This window comes from Enterovibrio litoreus (genome assembly GCF_045679545.1).
GTDB lineage: Bacteria > Pseudomonadota > Gammaproteobacteria > Enterobacterales > Vibrionaceae > Enterovibrio.
Genome location: NZ_CP166194.1, coordinates 1,291,228 through 1,317,299, shown reverse-complemented (window position 1 = coordinate 1,317,299; position 26,072 = coordinate 1,291,228). Strand labels below are relative to the sequence as shown.

18 protein-coding genes, 2 tRNA genes and 1 pseudogene are annotated in these 26,072 nt (G+C 47.9%); 16 read left to right on the top strand and 5 right to left on the bottom strand.

Annotated elements, in window-relative coordinates; genetic code table 11:
• The first annotated feature begins 63 nt into the window (after positions 1-63).
• Both AB8599_RS05795 and AB8599_RS05790 read left to right on the top strand, forming a co-directional pair.
• Positions 64-441, top strand: coding sequence for a hypothetical protein (locus AB8599_RS05795; protein ID WP_407332805.1), 378 nt, complete (start codon positions 64-66; stop codon positions 439-441).
• A 79-nt stretch (positions 442-520) separates the two neighbouring features.
• Positions 521-604: pseudogene (locus AB8599_RS05790) on the top strand (type II toxin-antitoxin system mRNA interferase toxin, RelE/StbE family); the annotation flags it as partial.
• Positions 605-877: 273 nt separating this feature from the next.
• Here AB8599_RS05790 and AB8599_RS05785 read toward each other — a convergent pair.
• Together AB8599_RS05785 and AB8599_RS05780 are read right to left on the bottom strand one after the other, a co-directional pair.
• Positions 878-954 (bottom strand) — tRNA-Asp (locus AB8599_RS05785).
• A gap of 43 nt (positions 955-997) precedes the next feature.
• Positions 998-1,088: transfer RNA gene (locus AB8599_RS05780), tRNA-Ser, on the bottom strand.
• Positions 1,089-1,397: 309 nt separating this feature from the next.
• On the opposite strand from AB8599_RS05780, the gene AB8599_RS05775 reads away from it, so the two are divergent.
• Positions 1,398-2,666, top strand: a complete 1,269-nt coding sequence (locus AB8599_RS05775) for a bifunctional NUDIX hydrolase/phosphatase PAP2 family protein (RefSeq protein ID WP_407332804.1) — start codon at positions 1,398-1,400, stop codon at positions 2,664-2,666.
• A gap of 80 nt (positions 2,667-2,746) precedes the next feature.
• Here AB8599_RS05775 and AB8599_RS05770 read toward each other — a convergent pair whose 3' ends face one another.
• Positions 2,747-4,096 (bottom strand): dicarboxylate/amino acid:cation symporter, encoded by a 1,350-nt coding sequence (locus AB8599_RS05770; RefSeq protein WP_407332803.1) that lies wholly within the window; start codon positions 4,094-4,096, stop codon positions 2,747-2,749.
• Positions 4,097-4,454: 358 nt separating this feature from the next.
• Between AB8599_RS05770 and AB8599_RS05765 the strand changes: the two genes are divergently transcribed.
• The 3 genes from AB8599_RS05765 (at position 4,455) to AB8599_RS05755 (ending at position 6,092) form a co-directional block, all read left to right on the top strand.
• Positions 4,455-4,928 carry a cysteine-rich CWC family protein gene (locus AB8599_RS05765; protein WP_407332802.1) on the top strand — a complete coding sequence of 158 codons (474 nt, stop codon included), beginning with the start codon at positions 4,455-4,457 and terminating at the stop codon, positions 4,926-4,928.
• A 94-nt stretch (positions 4,929-5,022) separates the two neighbouring features.
• Complete coding sequence (locus tag AB8599_RS05760; RefSeq protein WP_407332801.1) at positions 5,023-5,325, top strand: PTS fructose transporter subunit IIB; 303 nt, start codon at positions 5,023-5,025, stop codon at positions 5,323-5,325.
• The gene (locus tag AB8599_RS05755; protein WP_407332800.1) at positions 5,322-6,092 is read left to right on the top strand and encodes a PTS sugar transporter subunit IIA; all 771 of its coding nucleotides are present in this window, start codon (positions 5,322-5,324) and stop codon (positions 6,090-6,092) included. Before AB8599_RS05760 ends, AB8599_RS05755 begins: the two co-directional genes overlap by 4 nt.
• Before the next feature lie 12 nt (positions 6,093-6,104).
• Here the strand turns inward: AB8599_RS05755 and AB8599_RS05750 are convergent, their stop codons facing one another.
• The gene (locus tag AB8599_RS05750) at positions 6,105-6,950 is read right to left on the bottom strand and encodes a helix-turn-helix transcriptional regulator (RefSeq protein WP_407332799.1); all 846 of its coding nucleotides are present in this window, start codon (positions 6,948-6,950) and stop codon (positions 6,105-6,107) included.
• A gap of 412 nt (positions 6,951-7,362) precedes the next feature.
• Between AB8599_RS05750 and AB8599_RS05745 the strand changes: the two genes are divergently transcribed.
• From AB8599_RS05745 to AB8599_RS05710, 8 genes are all read left to right on the top strand, one after another.
• Positions 7,363-9,279, top strand: a complete 1,917-nt coding sequence (locus tag AB8599_RS05745) for a fructose-specific PTS transporter subunit EIIC (protein ID WP_407332798.1) — start codon at positions 7,363-7,365, stop codon at positions 9,277-9,279.
• A gap of 118 nt (positions 9,280-9,397) precedes the next feature.
• The gene (gene manA / locus AB8599_RS05740; protein WP_407332797.1) at positions 9,398-10,585 is read left to right on the top strand and encodes a mannose-6-phosphate isomerase, class I; all 1,188 of its coding nucleotides are present in this window, start codon (positions 9,398-9,400) and stop codon (positions 10,583-10,585) included.
• Positions 10,586-11,036: 451 nt separating this feature from the next.
• Positions 11,037-14,261 (top strand): glycoside hydrolase family 3 N-terminal domain-containing protein, encoded by a 3,225-nt coding sequence (locus AB8599_RS05735; RefSeq protein WP_407332796.1) that lies wholly within the window; start codon positions 11,037-11,039, stop codon positions 14,259-14,261.
• 298 nt (positions 14,262-14,559) lie between these two features.
• Complete coding sequence (locus tag AB8599_RS05730; protein WP_407332795.1) at positions 14,560-17,247, top strand: DEAD/DEAH box helicase family protein; 2,688 nt, start codon at positions 14,560-14,562, stop codon at positions 17,245-17,247.
• A 206-nt stretch (positions 17,248-17,453) separates the two neighbouring features.
• Entirely contained in the window at positions 17,454-18,200 is a 747-nt protein-coding gene (locus AB8599_RS05725; RefSeq protein ID WP_407332794.1) for a hypothetical protein, read from the top strand.
• Between the two features lie 365 nt (positions 18,201-18,565).
• Positions 18,566-19,918: a calcium-binding protein gene (locus tag AB8599_RS05720; RefSeq protein ID WP_407332793.1), complete on the top strand. Its 1,353-nt coding sequence runs from the start codon at positions 18,566-18,568 to the stop codon at positions 19,916-19,918.
• Positions 19,919-20,171: 253 nt separating this feature from the next.
• Positions 20,172-20,393 (top strand): hypothetical protein, encoded by a 222-nt coding sequence (locus AB8599_RS05715; RefSeq protein ID WP_407333247.1) that lies wholly within the window; start codon positions 20,172-20,174, stop codon positions 20,391-20,393.
• Positions 20,305-21,921: a methyl-accepting chemotaxis protein gene (locus AB8599_RS05710; protein WP_407332792.1), complete on the top strand. Its 1,617-nt coding sequence runs from the start codon at positions 20,305-20,307 to the stop codon at positions 21,919-21,921. The genes AB8599_RS05715 and AB8599_RS05710 overlap by 89 nt, the downstream gene beginning before the upstream one ends.
• 370 nt (positions 21,922-22,291) lie before the next feature.
• Here the strand turns inward: AB8599_RS05710 and AB8599_RS05705 are convergent, their stop codons facing one another.
• Entirely contained in the window at positions 22,292-23,176 is an 885-nt protein-coding gene (locus tag AB8599_RS05705; RefSeq protein WP_407332791.1) for a DMT family transporter, read from the bottom strand.
• A gap of 373 nt (positions 23,177-23,549) precedes the next feature.
• Between AB8599_RS05705 and AB8599_RS05700 the strand changes: the two genes are divergently transcribed.
• Both AB8599_RS05700 and dcuC read left to right on the top strand, forming a co-directional pair.
• Positions 23,550-24,413, top strand: coding sequence for a MurR/RpiR family transcriptional regulator (locus AB8599_RS05700; protein ID WP_407332790.1), 864 nt, complete (start codon positions 23,550-23,552; stop codon positions 24,411-24,413).
• 183 nt (positions 24,414-24,596) lie between these two features.
• The gene (dcuC, locus tag AB8599_RS05695; RefSeq protein ID WP_407332789.1) at positions 24,597-25,958 is read left to right on the top strand and encodes a C4-dicarboxylate transporter DcuC; all 1,362 of its coding nucleotides are present in this window, start codon (positions 24,597-24,599) and stop codon (positions 25,956-25,958) included.
• Positions 25,959-26,072 lie beyond the last annotated feature (114 nt).

Genomic DNA, 26,072 nt, shown 5'->3' with positions numbered 1-26,072 from the left:
ATCGCTTTTGGACAATAATGTTCAGTTATATGCGTTATCCCTTGATCAATAAGAGTCATCCCAATGTCCAAAGTTGTTCAGTTCTCTATGTTCAGTGGTAGTAAGAAAACAAACACTGCCCCATCCCCCACCCCTAAAGCACTAAGGGAAGAAGCTGCATTGCAACAAGACAATCGCTGCTATTTTTGTGGTGCCCGTAAAGAACCCAAAGAGCTGAACTGGCTTAATCAGATTGGATTTAAACAGAAGTCTCATGTTGTCTGCGGTACGTGTAGCTCTGAAGCTAAGTCACGTTCAATGGATGAACTGCGGATTATCCTTGCGCTGAAAGCGATGGATTTCAGAACCGTTAAGATTCAGCAATACCTTGAGTTGAGAGAAAAAGGTGTTCACATAGAGGGTGTGCGTGAATACAAGTTTCACTTTGAAACGATTAAGTGATGAGGAAACAAAACGCCTAGCTCAACCAATGGCTGAAAGCCAAGGTCGCGCACTGAGTGATGCTTGCCGTGAACCACTACACGTAACTGCGTCAAAGCTATCAGGCGCGGATAATTTATATAAAATTAAGCTAAGACAATCTTGCTACCGATTAGTATACAAAAAAGCCCCAGCATTTCTGCTGAGGCTTCGTTGTGTTGGCGGAACGGCCGGGCTGGCGCACCAGCGGGACTCAAGCCGCAGGCTAGTGAGAGTCCCACACCCGAATTCAACACATACAAAAAAGCCCCGCTATTTCTAGCGAGGCTTCGTTGTGTTGGCGGAACGGCCGGGCTGGCGCACCAGCGGGACTCAAGCCGCAGGCTAGTGAGAGTCCCACACCCGAATTCAACACATACAAAAAAGCCCCGCTATTTCTAGCGAGGCTTCGTTGTGTTGGCGGAGCGGACGGGACTCGAACCCGCGACCCCCGGCGTGACAGGCCGGTATTCTAACCAACTGAACTACCGCTCCAATTCTGTATGAAATCCGGCTTTAAAACCCAACTTCTAGAATTTGGCGGAGAGATAGGGATTTGAACCCTAGGAGGGCTATAAACCCTCGCCGGTTTTCAAGACCGGTGCTTTAAACCACTCAGCCATCTCTCCGTTGTTGGCGCGAATATTACTTCCCAACGTAATGTGTGTAAACCCCTTTTCTGTCACAAACTTACTGAACGCTCAAAAAGCCAGCAAAGCGAACAAGTTTTTCTCGATAAGTGTCAAAAAACAACGTCCTAATCCTGCACTCCGCTACAATAGTTGCCTCAACAACGATCCTTGAGCAATCAGATGCAAAGATACTTTCTCGCCTTTTTTTTCTTTCTTATCACGCAGACTCCATCATTTGCCCAAAACATGGATGAAACGATAAAAGGGGCAGCTTGCCTTGTGTCGGATGAGCAAGGAAGAATTTTGGTGACTCGCGATATTCTCAATAACCGTATTTCTATCCCAGGGGGCTATGTCGATAGTGATAACCCTGCTGATGCAGCCATTCGCGAAACACTGGAAGAAACAGGTGTGCCTGTTGAAGCCGTTGGTGAATTAGCACGGATGAATAACGCCATATTGTTCGACTGCCGTGCAACTAGCCCCATACCTGTACTGAAAACTGACACGGATAAAGCGCGGGTGGCGGCTTGGCAAGCGGAACATTTTGGTCGGGAGGTACGCGCGGTGTATCTGATGAAGCCCAATCAAGAGATGCTCGATAACGCTCGCTTTCCAGAACAGGTAGAGATGTTTCCAGCTTTGGTGCCTTTGGCCTCCCCTAGCCCCATACAATTGTTTGATGATTTCAGCAGACTCTCCTCGCCTTTTAATACGTGGAATGCCAGTCTCAATCGAGATTTTCAGCAAGCCATTGACGCATTACCTAGCTCACTCGCTAAGACGGTGAGCGTTTTTCTTGATTATGCATCGGCACTTGGTAGCGGCGTATTGTTCTTTTTGCTGATCCCTGTTGCCTTGGCGACGGGCGGATTAAAACGCTTAGCACAACTGTTGTTCGTGACTGTTGCAGTCACTGTTGTGGTTGCGTTCGGCAAACTGTTTTTTGCTGTACCGCGTCCTTTCTATCTTTTTCCCGAACTGCAACTGGCTTCGGCATCTGGCTTTGCTTTTCCGAGTGGACACACAGCCACCGCCTTTGCGATCTGGGGGTTGATTTACACATGGCTAAATCATGCAAGGAAGGTCACAGTGGCCGTTTGGTTGATCCCTGCCGTGCTTGTTGCACTTAGCCGCGTTTATCTTGGCGTGCATTACGTCACGGACGTATTGGCGGGAGCGGTGTTGGGAGCACTGGCTGTGCTTGGCGCGCAGAGGTTAACCGCTAGCATACTCACCACACGTTTTTGGTTAGTCTTGGGGGCATTGATTGTTCCCTTTGCACTGACCCAAATCCAACCCACATTTCTTTATTGTGCCGCGTTTTCGCTGACGTTCGCAGGCACGCTGGCCATCACAAACCAACAGTTCAAAGGGCAGACAAACACCCCCATGGGATGGAAAGGATTTTTGGTGGCGTTGGCAGGTATGGTAGCACTGGCAGCGGGTTTGTATTTCGTTAGTCAGATATCAAATTCAAGCATCGAAATACTCATTGCGAGCACCATGACTGTGGCTCTTTTGGCGGTTTGGTTGGGGTTTGTTACACCAAGATGGTGTCAACCTCACGACTAAACATGCCGTGCTTAGAGTGACAGACAAAAAAAGAGCGCCTTATGGCGCCCTTTTCAACGATTAAGCCAAAACCTTTTTAGTTAGCCTTTGGCCGCATCTGCCAGTTCTTTCTCAGCATCGTGGTCGATTTCCACGTCCAAGATCGCACCTGCATTAGGATCGTTGAAGATTGATTCATCAAGCTTGCCTTCGCTTTTCGCGACAATACAGCTCACGGTCGCATCACCCGTTACGTTAACGGCGGTACGTACCATGTCCAGCAGGCGGTCAACGCCCAAGATCAAGCCGATGCCTTCCAGTGGCAAGCCTACTTGCGCAAAGACCATAGACAGCATGATCAAGCCAACGCCAGGCACACCCGCAGTACCGATAGAGGCCAATACAGCCATCACGATCACGGTGAGGTAGCCACCAATACCAAGGTCAACGCCATAAATGTTCGCGATGAACACGGTCGCGACACCTTGCATGATGGCCGTACCATCCATGTTAATGGTGGCACCGAAAGGCACAGTAAATGAACCGACGGAGTTCTTCACACCTAAACGCTCTGTCACTGTACGCAGTGTTACAGGGATAGTGGCGTTAGAGCTTGCAGTACTGAATGCGAATACTTGCATGCTGCGCACTTTCTTCATGAAAGTTCCAACACTCAAACCCGTGAACACTTTGAGGAACATCGGCAAAACTACAAAGAGGTGAAGCAGCAAGACGCCGATCAACACGACCACATAGCCGATCAATTCTGCAAAGAGTGCCAAACCTAGGCTTGCCATGGCTTTTGCAATCAAACAGAAAACTGCGTAAGGCGCGATTTCCATGATGACGGTAACCATCTTCATCATCACTTCGTTGAGAACTTCAATCAGCTCAACAACCTTTTTGGCTGGCTTGCCGACCATCAAAATACACACGCCCATCAAAATGGCGAAGAAGATGATTTGAAGCATTTCACCTTCAGACAGTGCACTGACAGGGTTGTTTGGAATGATATCAATCAAGACTTGTGACAGTGGCGGCGCTTCTTTGCCGGTGAAAGTCACATCCGAGACCATGTTCATGCCTGCGCCGATCCCGCTCAGTGACGAAACCGTAATCGCTATGGCAATCGCAAGGGCCGTTGTTAACAAGTAAAGTCCAAAAGACTTACTGCCCACACGCCCCAGCATTTTTATATCGCCAATCCCGCATACGCCACAAATCAAAGAGAAAAGGACGAGCGGAACAACCATCATTTTTAACGCATTAACAAACATTTTGCCCACGATGTGGAACAAACCGTTTGTAATATAAGTGTCTACAAACCCACCAGCTGGATTCAACCCAAGAATATTAATTGCTAACCCAAGAATAATACCGGCGACCAAACCGATAATAACCTTGGCGGTGAGGCTCATTTTTCCATCACCTGCCGTTGCTGTGTTTACCATATTGCCTCCATGACTATGTATAAATTACAGTCATGAAACCCCTTTCTTTTTGTCTTGCTTAATGGAAATCAGCGTGCGCTGATTTAGCGATCTTTGAATAATTAGTCACTATGGAGTGATATTCCATTCACTGCACAATATAGAAGTGAGATCAGCTTAAAAATTAACCAAATTAAGGGACTAATGTCAGGAACTTTCATAACAGGGCATAGATATATCCTGAATCGAAAAACCACATTGTCTCAATATTGACTCATTACCGCTTTTTTGTTAACCAAACGTTAACGTAAAGCCAGTGACATCAAGGAAAGTCGCCAACCTAGAAACATGAAAAGCATGCGGATTGGTGAAGAGAGAAATGCGGCAACTGGGACAAGATGATGGCGGCGTCTTGCGTTACAATGTCGCTCTTTTCCAAAACCACGTAGTAATCATGAGCTTTTGTCCTGAGTGCGGAGACGCACTTTCTTGCACGGCTAACTCCGGCAGCTGCTGGTGTATGCAGTTTCCAAACATCGTTCCGACGAGCGACAGCAATGATCTGTCTTGCCTTTGTGCGGCTTGTTTAGCGAAGAAGGTAAACAAGGAGTTAGACGAGGTGTATCAAACCTACAGCACCAACGAACTGATCCGTCTTGCCAAGCCTTACGCCAGTGATACCAATCTCATCGAAGGGCTCGATTACACCATGGAAAATGGCTTTATGGTGTTTTCAGCGTGGTACCACTTAAAAAGAGGCACATGTTGTGGCAACGGATGCCGGCATTGTCCTTTTGGTAAATCGCCCGAATCGCCTATACGCCATGAAGATCGTTATAACAACGTGGGCTAAGTCACTGACGAAAAGGATTTCTTCGACGACAATTCGTGCCCTTTTGTTTTAGTCACTTTTTACTTTTCACTAAAAGAACGCCGAAGTCATCATCATGAAGATAGTCGCCATTACCGCCTGTCCTACAGGCATCGCCCACACATACATGGCCGCCGCCGAGCTTAAAAAAGCCGCGCAGCAATCGGGCATCACCATCAATGTTGAAACGCAAGGTGCCATGGGCATCGAAAACCCACTGAGCATTCAAGATATTGCCCGCGCCGACGTGGTGCTGATCGCGTCAGATATCGAGATTGAAGATCGGGCTCGATTTTCTGGCTGCAAAATTCACTGTGTGACCATCGAAGAAGTCTTAACCGACCCACTTTCTGTGTTGGAGCGTTGCAAAGGTTTATGATCACCCGACGGATCACCTTCTTTGTTGGCGAAGAAGGACTGCCAGCATGGAGGCTAAACCGCTTAAAAACCTTGGCGGGGCATTTTCGCTCAGTCACTGTGTTTGTGAACTTATCACAGCGCAATTTCGCGAACGCCGAACAACCCATGCATATTCTCAGTCTTAGTGCCTTGCCGGGAGATTTGTGTCAGCTACAGATTGAAGGCAATGACGCCGAGCTCGCCTCTATGGTGCTGACCGATTTCATTGATGAAAACGCAGCGCTCGTTTCTGGCGGAAAATCCTCCACGCCCATCACAGCTTCTGACTATCAATCACTGCCGTTCGATTGCGTGATCCATCGACTCTTAAACACTGAACTCGACAAACATGGCATGCTGGCTCAGTTTAGTTTGATGGTCGCCAAGCACGAGAGCTGTGATCAGGAAACGTTGTTTGATGCCTTATATAAACGGGAAAGTGTTTCTTCGACCTGTATGGGATATGGCATTGCTTTGCCCCATGTCATCACCCCTGAGGTAAACCACGCCCATTTGATGATAGCGACCACGGACGCGCCGCTTAACTGGGCATCACAACGTGGCGACGTCTCTTGTGTGATTGGATTAATGCTCCCCACGCCACCCGTTCGGGAGCACATCGTGGCGTTTTCTGGCTTTTCTCAACAACTTCTTGAAGAAGATTTCTGCGCGTATCTGACCGAAAACAACAGTGCAGATATTCTCGAACTCTTGATTTTAAATGCACTCAATGTGCCGTTTCGCTAGCCCATTGAATCACTAATTCGCCCCACGATACTCTGACGGCGTCATGCCCGTTTTCGATTTAAAGACGCGATAAAAATAGTTCACATCCTGAAAACCGCAACGCGTAGCCACCTCGTTCAAACGAAAATCGTAACGCTTGAGCATAAATTTAGCGCGATCAATCCTCACCCACGTAATGTAATCCGCCATTCGCATATGCCCTTGTTGACGAAACAAACGTGATAGATGGTTTGGCGTCATGTTAAAGCGCTGCGCAATGGATTCTCGGGTGACCTGACGGTGAAAGTTTTCCTGAATGTAGATACAAATACCTTGATAGAGATCTTCCACGCGGTTGCGTGTTCCCGCCATCGGCGTGGCCAGCATTTGCTGACAATAACTCAGAAGCGCATGCAGCAAGTGTTCATCCATTGGCTTGCGAACAGGTTCTGTCGCCAGAGTATTTAACGCACCGAGGATATGATCGATGGCGTGCCCGGTACGGGTTTGAATACTGAATTTCTGCACATCATAAAAGCCGGGCTGATTTTTGGCTTTGCTCACAAGACTAAACCCAAGCTGTCGCTGACCAAACAGCAAGCTTAACACCGAGCAATCAGTGTCCCAGTTGGGTTTGTTCCAACTATTGGGTGGCACAAATAACGCATCACCCGCCAACAGTTGCACTTCCCCAATGGTCTTGTCTGGGTTTTCAAGTTGGTTGAGATACTCCCCGCTGATCACCAACTCCAAACGTGGAAAATTCACCTGATAGCTGAATGGCGGTGGCGTGACTTGATCACTCGCAAACCAAATTCGATTGAAGTGCTCACGCTCTGATAACACATTTTCCAAAAGCAGATGAAAAACCTGGCTCATCTTTTCCTCTCGTACCCACACCAATAACGCGGCGATTATGCTGCCTCACTGTCAGTGCCGCTAACCATTCCCTAAGTAATGACTCAATAGCGTGAACCAGCTCAACAAAAAATGCGTCACCACGTTAGATCAAGCGTTACTTATTTCTAGCAAAATCAGTCATCACGGGAATTTACTGACTAATACGGACATTGAAAACCATCAATAACTTATTGTATTTACATATTTAATGTAAAAATAACTCACATAATTCACATCATCTCTTAATGAGAATAAGATCACAGCTTGAATTCGATGTTACAAATATCCAGCAAATGCCTTTTCTCTCCTCTATCTGATACAGGGGTATTCATCAGAAAATAGTCTCATCGGCTAACGCCATCATCAGAACAATTCATTTAGGGGTGACTTCATGATTACTAAGCTAATCAATGAAAATCTGATTTGCCTGAACCTGAGTGCGACAACCAAAGACGCAGTGTTTATCGAAATGATCGAACTGCTTCATGCTCAAGGCAGAGTCAACGACAAGCAGCAGTTTCTTGCCGATATCTATGCACGAGAAGAACTGGGTAACACCGGATTTGAAGACGGCGTTGCGCTTCCTCACGCGAAAAGTGCCGCTGTGATTGAACCTGCTGTTGCCATCGGTATCAGCCGCCAAGGCATTGAATACGGCGCAGAAGACGGTCAGCCATCCAAACTCTTTTTCATGATTGCATCACCTGATGGCGGCGCAAATCACCATATTGAAGTGCTGGCTGAACTCTCTTCGAAACTGATTGAAGACGGTTTTATCGACCAATTCATGCAAGCTAAAAACCCAGAGCAAGCACTTGCCTTGCTGCTAGAGAAAAAAGCCCAAGAAGAGTCACCTGAAGCGAACAAAGGTTTATTGATTGGCGTCACGGGTTGCCCTGCTGGCGTGGCGCACACCTACCTTGCAGCCGAAGCGCTAGAAAAAGGCGCAGCAGCACTGGGTTATGAAATGAAGGTCGAAACCAACGGCTCGATTGGCGTAAAAAACAGTCCAACCGCCGAAGAAATTGCTCGCGCTGAAGCGATTATTGTCAGCTGCGACAAGCAAGTCGACATGGCACGCTTTGCGGGTAAACGCCTGATCAAAACCGGCGTTAAAGCACCAATTAAAGACGCCAAAGGCTTGATCAACCAAGCACTTGAAGCGCCAAAATATGTGGCATCAGCTGACGATACCAGCGCGAACTCAGGCGAAAGCAAAGCCGCTCAAGCCCGCTCTGATTTGTACCGTTACTTGATGAATGGCGTGTCTCACATGATCCCATTCGTTGTGACAGGTGGTCTATTGATTGCTCTTGCACTGGCTATTGGCGGTCAACCCACTGAAGCAGGCATGGCGATACCCGCCGGCAGCCTTTGGAACAAAGTGCTTGATGTGGGTGTCGTGGCCTTCACCTTGATGATCCCTATCTTGTCCGGTTACATCGCGTATGCCATTGCTGACCGTCCTGGTTTGGCGCCGGGCTTGATTGGCGGCTGGATTGCCAACAACGGTTCGTTCTACGGTGCAGAAGCAGGTACAGGCTTTATCGGTGCTATCGTTGCAGGTCTGTTGGTTGGTTACTTCGTGAAATGGGTGGCAACACGCAACTATCACAAGTTCATTCAGCCTCTCGTTCCTATCATGATCGCCCCAATTACCGGCAGCTTGTTCATTGCGAGTTTGTTCATCTTCGTTATCGGCGCGCCAATTGCGGGTTTGATGGAAGGCTTGAACACCATGCTGACTAACATGAGTTCTGGTAACGTGATCCTGCTTGGTATCGTTCTTGGTGGCATGGCAGGCTTTGATATGGGTGGTCCATTCAACAAAGTGGCCTTCTTGTTCTCAGTCGGCATGATTGCCAGCGGTCAAACTCAATTTATGGGGGCGATGGCCTGTGCTATCCCTGTTGCACCGCTCGGTATGGCGCTCGCAACCGTGATTGGTCGTAAGTTCAACATCTTTGAAGACTCTGAAATTGAAGCAGGTAAAGCCTCTGGTGCGATGGGTCTGGTGGGTATCTCTGAAGGTGCGATTCCATTCGCGGCGCAAGACCCAATGTCTGTTATCCCAGCGAACGTAGTCGGCTCAATGGTTGCCGCAGTGATGGCATTCTCCTTCGGCATTACCAACAGTGTTGCTCACGGTGGTCCAGTGGTTGCCCTACTGGGTGCAATGAACAAACCGGTACTTGCCCTTGCCTGTATGGCCGCAGGTGCCATTGTGACTGCTCTGGTTGCCGTTTCACTGAAGAAGATGCGTCAAGCAAAAGCACAACAAGACCGCACGACGGTGACTGCTGCATAATCAAAGAACCTCTCGCTCCCTCTCAAGTAGGGAGCGATTTTTTTGCGCTTGCACATCAACCCCTCGTTTCACTTCTGGTAAACTTTCCGCCAGTTGAATTAAGGCTCGAAGAAGAAAAATGACTGCTTATTTTTACCCATTGAACAACGTGATCCAGGACTACGCATGGGGCAGCTATACCTCGCTGAATGCGCTTTTTGATATCGCTAACCCAGACAACAAACCACAAGCAGAAATCTGGATGGGCGCGCATCCCAATGGCTGCTCAAAAATCACGATTGATGGAAAAGAAACTCTGCTTTCGGATTTCATTAACCGTGACATGTCAGCCGTGATCGGCGCGAAAACCGCTGAAACATTTGGGGAACTGCCTTATTTGTTCAAAGTTCTGTGCGCAGAAAAAGCCCTCTCTGTGCAAGTTCACCCAAGCAAAGCGCAAGCGGAAGCGGGCTTTGCCAAAGAAGAAGCCGCCGGGATCCCGCTTTCTGCTGGCATTCGTAACTACAAAGATCCTAACCACAAGCCTGAACTGGTTTATGCGCTAACGTCATACACGGCAATGAATGGCTTCCGTGACTATGCGGAGATTTTAGCCTTCTTCCACAAACTGGATATTGATGAGCTTTCTCTGTTAGTTAACACACTCAATGCCAACCAAAACGAAGAAGGTCTAAGTGCATTTTTCGAAGCGCTGCTGTCATTGCAAGGTGAACAAAAAGACGCGGTCGTAAACGCACTTCTGACCTACGCAGAGGCAAATCAGTCCGATGAATTGTTTGCTTTGATCCTGATGTTATCTGAGCAATACCCAGGCGACATTGGATTGTTCTCACCGTTGATTCTGAACACCCTGACCTTAGCGCCAGGTGAAGCCATGTTTCTGCATGCATGTACGCCTCATGCGTACATCAAAGGCACAGGGCTGGAGATCATGGCGAACTCAGACAACGTGTTGCGCGCTGGCTTAACACCAAAGCATATGGACGTGGCCGAGTTGATTGCTTGCACCCGCTGCGTACCAATGCCGAAAGACACCATTCTCCTTGCGCCAGAAATCAGCGGCAAAGCACAGCTTTACCCAATTCCAGTGCCTGATTTTAACTTCGGCGTTTATCAAGACACCGAGGACGAAACGCTCCAGACCACCAGCGCAGAAATTTTGTTCGCGATTGACGCCCCATTGACCGTTTCTCACGCCAATGGCGAAACCGTGACACTGCAAAAAGGTGAATCTGTGTTTATTCCTGCGTTCGTGGGTGATTACGCGGTGACGTGCAGCGGCAGGTTTGCTCGCGCATTTAACTGATCAATATTTCTTGCCTGCCAGTCTCCTTTAACTGACAGGCTAACTAACACCTTAAGAGCAAAGAAGTTTCAACATTCTGTTGGGCTTCTTTTTTTCATTCTGTATTTTTCTATTCCTTATTTTTGCATCTCACTTCGCCAGTCATTCCATTGATGATAAATTTTTATTCATTTCTTATTCATTTCTTATGCATTACTTAACACTGGAATTCCCCTTATTGAGAAAGTGTTTCGCGGAGCAAATACGCTAAGATGTTTCGCACTTTCACTCTGTTTAATGTATGAATTTGCCCTACCATTTGTCCAGAGTTCTGGCGCATCGCATTGACACGCACTGCAGAACAAACGACGTACTCGAGGGATATATTCAGCCAGATAAGAAAGCGCTTTCCTATCTGCTTGAGTATTGAGTACACAGTCGAAAGACAAATGAGAACCCTCGGAGGGGCAATATGCTCAAAGGAAAAATCATCGTGTCAGGAATGACTTCATTGGCCATTCTGTCTGGCTGCTTTTTAGAATCAAAAGTGCCTTACTTCCCAGACTGGCCACAAATAAATAGTGCGATTCCCAAAGACCCGGAAATTGAAAGCCGTGTCTCGGAAATTCTTGCGCAAATGACGCTAGAAGAAAAAGTTGGCCAAATGATCCAGCCTGACCTTCGCAGCGTGACGCCTTCGGAAGCTAAAGAATACAAGATTGGTTCGATTCTTAATGGCGGCGGCGCATGGCCTAATGGCAACAAATACGCCACAGCACAAGACTGGGCAGACGAAGCCGACAAATATTACCTCGCCCTCGAAGATGCCTATGCCGATCGCGGATTTCGTATTCCATTTATGTGGGCAACCGATGCGGTCCACGGTCATAACAACGTCTTCAGAGCCACTGTTTTCCCCCATAACATCGGTCTTGGCGCAGCGAACAACCCCAAACTTATTAAGCAAATTGGCCAAGCCACAGCGCAAGAAGTGGCCGCAACAGGTCTTGATTGGACATTCGCCCCGACCGTTGCCGCCCCTCGAGATTACCGCTGGGGACGTGTGTATGAAGGCTATTCTGAAGATCCTGAAATTATCTATCAGTACGCAGGAAAAATGGTGGAAGGCTTACAAGGTGGCGCAAGTGGCCTGAAAAGCGAAACACATGTTATTTCTAACGTGAAGCACTGGCTGGGCGATGGCGGCACCAGCAACGGTGTTGACCGAGGCAAGAACCAATACACCGAAGAATACCTGCGAAATATTCACGCAACGGGTTACTTTTCAGGCCTTGATGCAGGCGCACAAGTGGTGATGACGTCGTTCAACTCATGGAACGATGATGCCAACTACGACGTGATGGGTACAGATAACTACAACAAGAAGCTTCATGGCAGTAAGTACATTGTTAATGACGTCCTGAAAGACAAAATGGGCTTTGATGGCTTAGTGGTGACAGACTGGAACGGCCACAGCGAAATCAACGGCTGTACTGCCGGCAACTGCCCACAAGCTGTTCTCGCGGGCAATGACATTTTTATGGTTACCGCCCGCAAAGACTGGCAAGCGTTTTACCGCAATGTGATTGCACAAGTTAACGATGGCACCATTCCTATGTCTCGTATCGACGATGCGGTCACCCGTATTCTTCGCGTCAAAATGCGTGCTAACTTGTGGGAAAAACCACAGCCATCACTTCGTCGTCTTGCAGGTAAACAAGATGTTCTTGGCTCTGATGCGCACCGCGAATTGGCGCGCAAAGCCGTCAGCCAATCTTTGGTATTACTGAAAAACAACAGCAAGATTCTGCCACTGTCTGATAACCAGCCTTACTTGGTGGTGGGCAGTGCCGCGCACAACATTCAGAAACAAACTGGCGGCTGGTCACTGACGTGGCAAGGCACAGAAAACACCCTCGAAGATGACTTCCCTGGTGCAACGACCATGCTAATGGCGATGCAGCAACAAGTGGGTCAGGAAAATGTGTATACCGACGCGAATGCCGCACCTGAAAACGCGATTGCCGTGGTGGTTATGGGTGAAGACCCGTATGCCGAAATGTTTGGAGACATCAACCCCACCAAAACACTCGAATACGCCACCTTGAAATCGTCTTATGGCGCTGATCTTCGTTTGATCAAATCGCTAAAAGAAAAAGGCTTCAAAGTGGTTTCCGTGTTCTATTCTGGTCGCCCTTTATATGTGAACGAAGAGATCAACCACTCTGATGCCTTCGTCGCCGCTTGGCTACCGGGTACGGAAGCTGGCGGCATTACAGATGTGTTATTTGGCGAAGACAAATCGGATTTTCGCGGTCGTCTCTCTTTCTCCTGGCCGAATACAAAATGCGCAACCACCATCAACCGTAAAGCGCCCAATCTGATGAATTATGAAACACCAGAGATGGAGCAAGACATTGAAGGCGAACATGCGCCCTTGTTCGCTTACGGTTATGGCCTGTCCTACAACAAGAAAAAGAGCAGTAAACTCAAGACTGATCTCGACAACTTGCCGCTCGACCCGCGTGAATATGGCTGTGGCCTTGATGCACCAGACGACGGTATGGCAACCACTAACCTCGAAATTTACGGTCGTTCCGCGTCCGATGAATTTGTGCCGCGCATTGCCGGTTCGTCAAACGGTTGGGTCGGTGTCACGATCTCCAATGGCACACCCACCAGCATTGGTTCGATCACTACAACACCGATTGATCATCTGCATCAACAAGATGCGATCAATGTGAAATTCACGGGTGAAGCGCCTGCGCAGGTGTATATGCAAACACCGCTGCAACAGGTTGTCGATAAGCAAAGTTACCTCAATGCTGATGCGACCTTGCAGTTTGATATCGACATGAAATCACAAGCGCCGCAAAGCATGGTGCTCGCAACGCATTGTGAATGGCCATGTTTAGGGCAAGTGGCAATCAACAAAGTGCTTCCTGCGCCAACAGCGCAAGATGAAACTCAGTGGACCACAATCAAAATTCCGCTTCAGTGTTTCGCCGACGAAGGCATGGCATTCTCTATTCTGAATACGTCATTCCTGATCTACGCCGATGAAGCCGTGGAATTTAACCTCGGTGAGATCCGCTATGTGCCGCACAGTGTGGACCCTGCCGACGATGCCATCAGTTGCGATGCACTTAAAGCGCCGACACTGCCACCATTGCAAGGCGACACCGTTGATGTGTGGGAGATCTGGGAGCCGAACCTTGTAACATGGCAAGCCAGAACAGATACATGGGCCAACATTGAAGATCACCTTGTTCTCACGGGGAATGACCCGTCTGATGACACCCATGAATTCACTGTGACTTATGACGCTGCCAGCCCAGAGTTTTTCAAAGGCGTTGCCTTAGTACAGGGGAAAACGCAGAACTTGATTAACTTCACGTCTGGCAACCTGACCTTCGAGATTTATATCGAAAGTTACGGTTCGCCAGCGAGCCCCGGTGAAACACAAAGTGACGCCGTCGTGGTGAAAATGGAATCCCCTACGGGTTCGGGTAACGATTACCCCATTGGCAACCTAGCAACAGGTCAATGGCATCAAGTCTCTGTGCCAGTGTCGGAACTCAATACGGGCGCGTTAGACATCACCAAAGTGAACAAACCCTTCGCCACACTCGCGGAATGGGATGCTTCCCAAGCGGGTGTGATTTACCGAGTGAGAAATATCAAGCTGGAGATGTAATACCGGCGCGATAACGCAACGGTTTATGTTTTCCCAACACGCAAAGGCGGCCGATATCACGGTCGCCTTTTCTTTGTCTGGCAGATCTTAACTGTGCGGCAGTGCAAGTTACCAGAGAGTGAACGCAGCTTTTGAGAGGATGAAAGCTGAGAAATCAACGGCATTCAGGTAACATTTCACGCACTGCTTTGAGCTCATTCGGCTGAATGCGACAGATCAAAACGTGGTACTCACGAAAACGAGGCTTTTACTAAAGCATCGCTTTGCGAAGGATAGGATGCAGAAAAAAGGATGATACATGCCATTTGATACCATGACGTTTTGCTATCCGTGGCGTCCCTATCAACACCGCGTACTTAACGCGGTACATGAACACCTTAGTGACAAACGTCTGCATATCGTCGCCGCTCCCGGTGCAGGAAAAACGACGCTCGGTCTCGAAGTGTTTCGCATCCTCAGAAAACCAACATTGGTGCTTTCACCAACACGCATCATTCGCGATCAATGGATAGACAGACTTAAAGATTTTTGCGCCACTGATGATGCGCAATCCCTCGATTGGGTGAGTCGATCGATTCACCATCCGAAAACCCTTACATCCATCACCTATCAAGCGCTACATGTCAACATTGCTGACGCGCTGGGAGCAGATGCGTTAAATGGCGAAGAGAACGACGAAGCCGAGCAACTAGAAAATGACAACGGATTGAAAGACGATGAACTAAACAGCTTCATTCAACTGCTTGAGCAACACAACATTGAACTGCTTATCCTTGATGAAGCCCACCATTTAAGAAACGAATGGTGGCGAGCATTAGAAAAAGTCTGCGAACATTTCCCCAACATCACATTGGTGTCACTCACCGCCACCCCGCCTTACGATTCGCAAGGCCATGAATGGGCGAGATATGAGAAGCTTTGCGGCCCAATTGATGAAGAAATTTCCGTCCCCGAACTCGTCAAAGCGGGCACGTTATGCGCGCATCAAGATTACCTGTGGGCGTGTAATGCCACGTCATCAGAACAGCAGCAAGTTGAGGAATATGACCAGCGTGTATCCACACTCTGCCATACATTGATTGCGAGTGAGGCTTTTGAAAGCGCGGTTTTATCTCATCCTTGGTTACACCAAGACGACATTGAACAAGCGTTGATCAAAGAGCCTGAGATCGCCATTGCGATCCTCAGCTTTATGAAAGCAAAACAACGTCCTGATAATCAAAAACTCATGCAGTTGCTCGACCTCAGGCATGACGACATTCCCGAACTAGGGAGGCATAATTGGCAAGTGTTGATTGCGGCGCTGCTATTTTCAAAAACCTACCAGCACGAAAACGAACGCCTACAGTTTGTTGAGCAGTTAAAGAAACAACTGAATACCTCTGAGTTGCTCAACAAACGTGAACTTTCGTTAGAGCGTTCAAGACGAATTGAACGATCTCTGTCATTAAGCGCCTCAAAAATTGAAGGTTGTTGCGAGATCCACCAGCTCGAGCTCAAACAACGCGGCAATGACCTTCGCCAAGTGATTTTAACGGATTACATCCGAGACGAAGCCCTTGCATCAGGAATGGACACCGGCGAAGTCAACCTAGGGGCATGGCCAATATTCAAAGCCATCACCACGTCATCTCCCGTATCTGGTCAAATTGCACTATTAACAGGCCGTTTAAGTATTATTCCAACGGCCTTGCTACCCGCTTTGCTCACCCATATCAGTAGCAAAAACGTCAAGACTGAACCAATGGGAAGCCAACAGCAATACCAAAAAGTCTCTGCGCCACTCAATCAATTAACGGGGGCTTTTACTGCCTTGTTGATGAATGGTGACATCAAAGTGCTGATTGGCACACGATCACTGCTTGGTGAAGGTTGGGATGCCCCCGCCATAAATTCACTGATCCTCGCAAGCTCAGTGGGCTCATTCATACTCACCAACCAAATGCGTGGACGCGCCATTCGCATTGACCCCGCCAACAAAGACAAAATTAGCGCTATATGGCATTTGGCTGCCATCAATGCCAAATCTTTTGCTGGCTGGTCCGATTTTTACAGCCTCAAACAACGCTTTGAAACCTTTGTCGGACTCTCCGAAAAAGCGCTGACCATTGAAAGCGGTTTTGACCGCATGAAAGCAACAGCCATTGATTCGCCTATGAATGTCGAAATGGCTTCGCCGATTACCGCCAATAACCGCCAAATGACGCGTCGTTTTCACAAAATAGGGATTGTTGCGACGCGCTGGCATCAGGCGCTTTCTTTGGAAGAAACCGCCCGAGTGGTTCCATCAGTCAAAACCAACAAGCTGCCTGCCATTCGTGGCTATCTACTCAAGCGATCTTTCGGCTATTTGGCGATTCAACTCGCTGGTGCAATCACTAGCGGGATACTGGCTGCGATGAGCACCTTGAAACATTCCCCCTCAATGATACTGCCGGTTTTGGCCTTGGTTATCGCTGGTACTATGATTTACAAGCTGCCGAAAACAATTTTTACGCTTAAAGTCGTACTCCGTTACTTGCCTGTTGACGGTGCGCTAAAGCAAATTGGCGTTGCGCTAGCCGAAGCACTTTGTCAGGCTGGCTTTGTCGAAACATCGATTCGGCAAATGAAAGTCAACGTCATAAAAACCCATGATGGCGCTTTCTTCTTGTCGCTGTCAGGTTGCACCTTCTATGAATCTTCCCTGTTTGCAGACTACCTACACGAAATTCTCGCACCGATTGATAACCCAAGATATTTGGTAATTCGAGAAGGGAAATTCCTCGGAATGACGCGAGATGATTATCATGCGGTTCCGCTTAGGTTTGGTGCCAAGAAAGACACCGCGATGATTTTCTACAAATCTTGGTGCAAGAACGTCAGCCTGTCAGAACTGATATATACCCGCACACCGGATGGCAGAAAAAGGCTACTCAAAGGAAAAATGAAAGCCTTCTCCTCGAACTTCAGCGATGAAGTTAAACGCCAAGACCGCTGGAGCTGACCACCATTCGTACAGGAGCGCGGTGACTCATAGGGTCCGGTCGCCTCCTGCCCCCACCGATTTGCTTCATGTCTCGTCTATCATTTGAGAACGAATGCGTTGCCACAAATGATAGAGTCAAATCCCTCTATTTGACTGTTCTCGTTCTCCCCATAACCTCGGCGCTTCGCCTTTGGTTGCGCGTAGCTCCAAAGAAGGAATACAACATGAACCAAAAACTGCAAAACGCGATAAATTTGTACATGGAAGGCATTCGTGATGGCAATGCTCGCCAAGCCGTCACTCAATACACCGGCGACCGTTACATTCAGCACAGCACGGGGGTCAAAAATGGCATTGAAGGTTTCGTTGAATTTTTTGAATCTTTCCTTCTACGTTGCCCTGTCAGAGACATTCGTGTTATCCGCTCTGTCGTCGACGGACAATATGTTTTTGCTCAGGTGTTCCAAGACATCAATAACGGTGAAGCAAAGTGGGTAACAACGGACCTTTTCGATACCGACAGCAACGACAAAATCATCGAGCATTGGGATGTCATATCCGCCTATGAAGGTAACGAATCCGACGATGTTAATCAGCTCAATGGTCACATTGGTATTGAAGATGAAGACGCCACAGAAGCCAACAAAACGCGTGTTCGCGAATTCATGTGCGACGTCATGGTATTGGGACAGGCTGACAAGCTGAACGCCTTCGTCGACACCGCTTCTTTAGTGACTCACCAGGGCTCAGATGTCGCATCACTTGAACAGTGCATTGGCAGTTACGATCAAGTCTTTAAACTGATCGGGCAAGGCAACGTTGTGGTGACCTACAGCCGAGTCATAAAAGGCGGTATCGAAACCGCGCGTTTCGACATCTTCCGATTGGAAAGCGGAAAAATTGTCGAGCTATGGATCAATGAAGAAGTCGTACCGCCAAAACATGAATGGGTCAATGGTGGTAAGTTCTAATACCGATTCGTCGCCATCTCCTTTGCAAACAAACACTTCCTTTTTATTCATGGTCACCTTATCGCAGGTGACCATAGCTTTGCTTTGCTATGTCAATGTTCTTAGGCACTCTAAATATGCCAACCACTTGTCTTTTGCTATCGTTAAACGTACGGCTTACATCGGCAAATTTTGACTGAATCTTTAGATAACAAAACCCATCCATAACACCTGCTATTTTATTGCTGAGAATTTAAAAACTCGATGTATTTCAATGAGATCATTCTTGAATCCGAAACACTGAATCAATGATTTACGCCGCTATAGTCCTGATGGCTCATTGAGCATCACTACAACATCAAGACACCCTTTATAAGGAAAAGATAATGACAACAATTACAGGAACGTCATTGGGCGACACCATCATCAGCAGCCATCACGTTGGTTGGATATACGGAAAAGACGGCAATGACTACATAGAAGCGTACGGGAATGAGTGTCTAATTGATGGCGGAAATGGTGATGACAAAATCATCGGCAGTTTCGACCATGACTATATCAAAGGGGGTTACGGCGAAGATTGGGTTGATGGTGGGTACGGTAACGATAAGCTTTATGGTGGCTTTGGGTGTGACACCATTTATGGCGGCTGGGGATGTGACACGCTTTACGGCGGCCACGACAATGACCAATTGTACGGCGGTAATGGTAACGACACCCTAAAAGGCGAACAAGGAAACGACTATCTTTCAGGCGGCTCTGGAAACGATCATCTTTGGGGTGGCCAAGGTCATGATCAACTTGAAGGTGGCGACGGTAACGATTATGTCGACGGCGGCGATGGTAATGATTACCTCTCTGGTGGTTGTGGTGATGACAAGCTCGTTGGCTGGCACGGTGACGACACCATGTATGGTGGCGAAGGCAGCGACCACATGGATGGGCATTGGGGCAATGACACCATGCTCGGCGGTGAAGGAAATGACACAATGTGGGGCGGAGATGGTTACGACCAAATGTCTGGCGGCGAAGGCGATGATTACGTCGATGGCGGCTGTGGCAACGATGTATTAGAAGGTAACGCTGGTGACGATAAACTGGTGGGTTATTACGGTGCTGACGAGCTTTACGGCGGCGACGGTTGCGATGAGTTGTTCGGCGGTAGTGACAACGACTTGCTAAGTGGCGGCAATCACAGCGATTCACTGTGGGGAGGTTGGGGTCAAGACTTGCTTTTAGGCGGCGATGGTAATGACAAGCTGTTTGGTGAAGCGGGCAACGATAAGCTTATCGGTGGCGCAGGCAACGATGAACTTTGGGGCCATGGTGAAAACGACGCACTGTTTGGCAATTGCGGGGACGACAAGTTGGATGGCGGTTGTGGTGAGGACGATCTCGATGGCGGGTGTGGCAACGACAACATCGATGGCGGCTGGGGTAACGATTATATCGTTGGTGGCGCAGGTGATGACATTCTTAAAGGCAACTGTGGCGACGATGTTTTCTACTTCTGCCAAGGCGATGGCAAAGACATTATCACCGACTTCAATGGCTGGCATGACACTCTCCAAATCGACACGTCATTGGCGGCGTCACTAAGCCAAATCAACATCACGCAAACGTCACACACCGTGACACTGAACTTTGCGGATGGCACAGAGATTCAGTTACAAAACTTCTGTGGTCAGTTCAAGAGTGACTACATTGATTTCGTCACAGGCTGTGAAATCATCGCATAACACAAACCAACGTGCCCGCACGCTTAACGAGCGGGCACGCTTGTCCAATATTCAAATTCAAACTCGTTAAACCGTATTCAAAATAGCCACGGAGATTTATCGCATCTCTCATCCCCTTATAGCGAGATATACCAAACTTGACGAAATCTGCTCTACTGTTTGAATACCCAAACAGCCTCAAGGTGCGTGGGTATAACATTTCCTCCGCCTCACACCGGTGCCTACTATTTTGGCTGCGGGAAATGATCTTTCAATGCTGTTTGCAACCATTGCAGAATTTCACACAACCTATTTAAAAAAATCAAAAAAAATCACTCAATTATCAGGTATTCCAGCCGATACGATGTACGGTTTATTATTCAATGCATTAGGGAAAACATATGCCTGTGAAATTGTCAGTCCGACAGAAGTTGTATTTGGGGTTTGGAGGCATTGTGGCCCTCATGGTCGCCATGGTTCTATTGGTTTGGTTTGAAGTGACCAGTTTAAAGAACGAAGTGACCGAAATCCGAACCGATGATGTCCCAGAGGTTTTGTCTTATCTCATATTGATCGATGAGGCTGGCGACGTTTACAGAGATAGCATTGGCGTTGTCACTGGTGTGCAAGGCGCGAAAGAGTCTCTAGAGAGTAACGGTAACGAGTTTCAAAACATTGCGTCCCGCGCTATGCAATCAGAGGATCGCGGCAGCTCGGACTACCAAACACTAGAGCGTGTTAGCGAGAAAATGCACGCATTCCAAAGCGCATTTGAGCGCGAAATTGCGTCTCAGTTGACTGACAATCCCAACATTGAAATCTTGATACCCGCCCTTCATAACCTCTATGAAGAACATCTTCAGCCTATTGAGGATATTCTAGATAAAAGCGCAGCGATCGAAAGTGCGCAAATGGACGCATCCTTTGATTCATTGATGAAGAATTTTGACGACATCAAAACCATGAACGCCGCAATCTCGGGTGTCGCAATTTTACTTTCTTGTGTGATTGCATACTTGCTGTCGTCTTCTATTACCAACCGCCTGACTTTACTGGATGAAACGGCTAATCGCATCGCAAAAGGTGAGCTGTCTAGCAATGCTATCGAAGACAATACGGGGGACGAATTGTCGAGCCTCGCGGTATCCATCAATACCATGCAACAATCACTGATAGAACTCATTAGCGCGATATCAAGTGTGTCTAATGACGTTCGTCAATCGGCTGCTGAATTGTCGTCATTGGGCGACAACGTGGTATCTGGAGCGTCAAGTCAGTCAGATAAAGCCGCGATGATTGCAACCGCTGCCGAAGAACTCAGTCTCACCATTTCTGAAGTTGCTCACCAAGGTACATTAACATTTGATGAAGCAAAGAAATCCGAATTGCATGCCGTTGACGGCCGTCAGGTAATCAATGATATGGTTGGCAGCATTCAGCAGGTGTCGATTCAGATGCAAGATATGTCAAACACCATGCATCAATTAGGCTCGCATAGCGAAGAGATTGGTCATGTTATCAAGGTGATCAGCAGCATCGCAGAGCAGACGAATCTTCTGGCGCTTAATGCAGCGATTGAAGCAGCGCGTGCTGGTGAATTTGGTCGAGGCTTTGCCGTCGTTGCTGACGAAGTTCGTGCACTGGCGGAGCGCACCTCAAAAGCCACGCATGAAGTGGCGCAGATTGTTCAGGCTATTCAAGCAGGAACGCAAGACGCGGTATCTCGTACCCAAGAGAACCATCAGTTGGTGGAATTAGGCGTCTCTCAAAGTGATGGTGCGGTGAAAGCACTGGATGACATTGTGTCAGGTGCAGCCAGAGTACAGAGCATGATCAGCTCAATCGCCACTGCGGCAGAAGAGCAAACCGCCGTAACGCGTGAAATCGCCTCTGACATTACGTCAATCAGCGACATTTCTACTCAGTCTCTTTCTCAAGCAAAACAAAGTGCGTCGAGCATTTTGGCTTTGGAAGGCAAAGTGGAAGATTTGAACCAATTGATCAGTCGATTCAAAATCGCGTAATGTGGTGGGCTGACATCAGCACGTCGCCTGAAATCAACTTACGCTGAAGCAAACCGGTTTCGCCTTATAGTTATACGCCTACCCCTCGGGTAGGCGTACTGATTTTTGTCATGGACCACAAGAAAGCTATGTAACCAACGTACTCTAACTGCATAAGGTCTGTCCGTCATGATCGGCGGGGATAGTCGCCTGGTCTTATACCGCCCGCCCCTCGCTTCGAAGCACCAGTCGCTATCGATTTTCAAAGTAACCACGTCCCAAACGGACTATTTCCTTTATGGAACACGGAAGAGATTCTTGCCGTAATGCTTGGATATTGGCTGCGGTTCAAAAAGGCGAGATTGCTCTCGCCTGCTACTTGCTCTTGCAATTAATGCCTTTTACGCAGCAAATCCCGCAACGGTTTGGTGCCGCGATAAACCAACAGCGAGAGTAAAATCAGGGAACAACCTGCAATTTTATGCGCAGGCATTGATTCGTGGTACCACACCACGCTCAGGATCACCGTCCACACGGGTTCTAGGATCATGATGATGGCAGCATTCGCAGCGCTCGCGCCCTTTTGCCCCAAGGTTTGCATCAAGTAACGAAGGCTTGTCGCCACCAGCACACTCAAGGCAAACCAGCCCCAAATTGAAGGGGCAATGGTTTCTGGCCATGTTTCAGTTAGCAATGAAACAATAGTGGCAATCACACCCGTTGAAAACAGCTGAACGCACGTCAGCACCAAGGTCGGAATGCGCTGTGCATAGCGATTGTTTAGATTAAAGTGAACCGCAAGAAACAGCGCCGCAAGCAAGAACCAAACCTGACTCGGCGACAACTGCCAACCCACGCCACCCAGTGACAGCAACGCCAAACCCACCACGGCAATGGGCATAGAAAACCAAAAGATTCGCGGCGGCGCTTGCTTAAATAGTAGCCATGCGACAGGCGGCACAATCAGCATAGAAAGGCTCATAATAAACGCCCCTTCCCCCAGCGACGTGCTGACAGACATGGCGAAAATCCAAAATAGAATTGCACACGCCAGCACGCTACCCACACCTGCGGCGCGCGTTAGATCGCCCCTGTCCACCACTTTTAGTTTCTGAAAACAAAATGGGAGGATACACAACGATGCCAGAATAAAACGTAAACCGATAAAACCAAATGCCGGCATACCTTGAATCGCTTCTTTCGAGAAGATCCAACCCCAAGCAGCCAACACAGTAGCAAACAACAAAATCAAAGAAGCACGTCTTTCGGGCAACATTCAGCACCAACAAAAAAGGAAAGAGAAAGGCGGCCGCATTATTTCACTGGACGGCGAGATTGAACATGACAAAATCGCGAAAAAAACCGAATTAGAACGCCATCTTTTCTTTCGATACACCCGCTTAATACACCCTTTCACAGAATCAGCAGATAATCCCAAACAGAACAGACCGAGTCAGACATATCGCCAAATCATGCTTACTTAATAGATTTAAATCATGTTTTAGGGTGATTCTTGGTTATCAGCGCTTGTCTTGGAACAATAACCCACATTAATCACATTTTTTGTGTGGGAATTGGCCTTTCCCTTGAATTCCCCTAGGTCGAGTGGAAATATGTCCCATAGATTAAGGATTTGGGAAAAAATCCCCATGGACAGAAAAACCTTCATCGACACAGTGAATAACATGGGTACGCTAACACCGGCAGAGGTCCGGATTGCGCAGTATTTTATGAAGCACTACACCATGCTGCCGTTCGCAAAAATCGACGAGTTATGTAAGCAAATTGGCATTGGTAAAGCCACGCTGGGGCGTTTTCTTCAGCGACTTGGATACAGCGGCTATTTAGCATTCAAAAAACACGTTTCTGATGAACTTGCGCTCACCCTAACAACGCCTGTCGAGCGCTATGAAAGCGCGCAACCTTCTGACTCCAGCCCTGCTTTGTTGGCATCACACTACGAAGAAGTGATGTCAAATATGGCTAAAAGCGTCTCGACTCTGTCTGAACCTGATTTCAATGTCGCCATTGATTACATGCAAAACCCATTGGGTAAATTGTACGTGATTGGCAGCGCATCATCGGAGGCACTCGCCAACTATTTCTATTTGTTAGCACGGTACTTACGTAAGGATGTCGTTTGGTTGAAAGCCGACATCGCCACCCTACCTCATCAATTGGTTGATGTGACCGAAGAAGATACCTTGTTGGCGATCTCCTACCACCGTTTTGCCAACACCACGATTCAGCTTGTGAAGTGGTTTCACGAACATGGGGGTCGCGTCATTTTCGTTACCGACCAAGCGGTCAATCCCATTGTGGCTTATTGCGATATTCAGTTTGTCGTTGAAAGCGCCAGTACCGGATTTTTCAATAACCGCACGGCGGGATTTGCATTGATAGAAGCCTTTATTAAGGGACTCTCTTGCCAACAGGAGAAGAATAATCGTTTTAAACGTATGGATGAATTATTTGAAGAATTCCGGGTGTTTATATCCAGTGCCAACAGATAAAATCCACTAGCCAAAAAAAATAGCATTAACTTTTCACCTTGAAAATTAAAATAATTCGACTGTTTTTATTGTATAAAACCAGGTGAACATTCTCGCCTGAATATCGCCCCAATTTCGTTCCATTTTTATATTTCGCTCTTTTCCAAAGAGTTTCACGTTTTTCTGTAAGAAATGAGGTTTTAAATGATTACGTTATTAGCCTTACCGATAATTTTCGGTGTTGGGTACTTTATTATTAAAAAGTACAACACGCAGGCCGTACTATTTCTCGCTGGTCTGCTAATGATTGCCTTGGGCGTATTCAATGGCACAACCGATTTCCTACCAAAAGGTGGCACGCCAACAGGGTCAATCGTTGTTGATTTCTTTGAAGTGATTAAGGTGATCTCGTCGTCAACCCTCGCGAAGCTAGGCTTAATCATAATGGCCGTGGGTGGTTTCTCAAAATACATGGGCCACATTGGTGCCGCTAATGCCATGGTTCAGATTGCAACTAAGCCACTGTCTTACATAAAGAATCCATACTTGGTGCTTGCACTGGCTTACATCATTGGTCAGTTAATCAATATCTTTATTCCTAGCGCAACGGGTCTCGCGCTATTGCTGCTGGTCGCAATGTATCCAGTGTTGGTCGGGGTCGGCTGTAACCCTGCTGCGGCAGCGGCTGTGGTGGCAACAACAGGCTGTTTGGACTTGGGCCCAGCATCTTCTGCAGCCAACAAGGCAGCAGAAGTATCAGGTATTGATGTGGCAACTTACTTCGCAAGTTATCAATTCCCTGTCGCCATGGTTGCCATGCTGGTGATTGCGGCACTTCATTTCTTTAGTCAGCGCTATTTCGATAAGAAAGATGCTGAAAAAGGCATCACTCACGAGTTTAACCTTGAAGCGAAAGAGCAACGTGAAGCGCCAGCATGGTTTGCAATTCTTCCTGTTTTGCCTCTTATGCTGTTATTAACATTCAGTAAATTTGCCATTACGTCTATTCGTATGGATGTGGTCACTGCGATGTTTATCTCGCTATTTGTCGCCATGGTGTGCGATTTCATTTATACCCGCGATGGCAAACAAGTCGCCGCATCACTTAAAGTCTACTTGGAAGGCATGGGCAATGTATTCTCAAGCGTCGTCAGCCTGATTATTTCTGCGCAGGTTTTCGTGGTGGGTCTCACTGCTATTGGCTTTATAGACATGCTATTAGGCAGTGCTGCGAACCTAGGTTTGGGTTACCTCGCCATGGTATTGGTTCTTGTAACAATCATTGTACTTGTCACCATGCTTTCAGGTTCAGGCAATGCCTCTTTCTTTAGCTTCTCAAACCTTGCGCCAGACGTTGCGGCTCAGGTGGGCACGACCGTCGCGCATGTCGCCCTACCTATGCAGCTAGCCGCAGGTTTGATGCGTTCAGCCTCTCCGGTTGCTGGCGTTGTGATCGCGTGTGCCGGCGTAGCAAACGTGTCACCGATTGAGCTGGCGAAACGAACCATTATCCCAATGGTTGGCGGCCTAATTACTGTTCTGATTTGCTCACAACTGTTGGTGTAGCACGCCGTATTTAGCCCTGCAGGGATTCGCTACAACCCCATTTAGGCTGAGCGACTTCGTCTTTAATGCATGACGATTCGCTCGGCCAATTTCTACTAGATCTTCAGACACAAG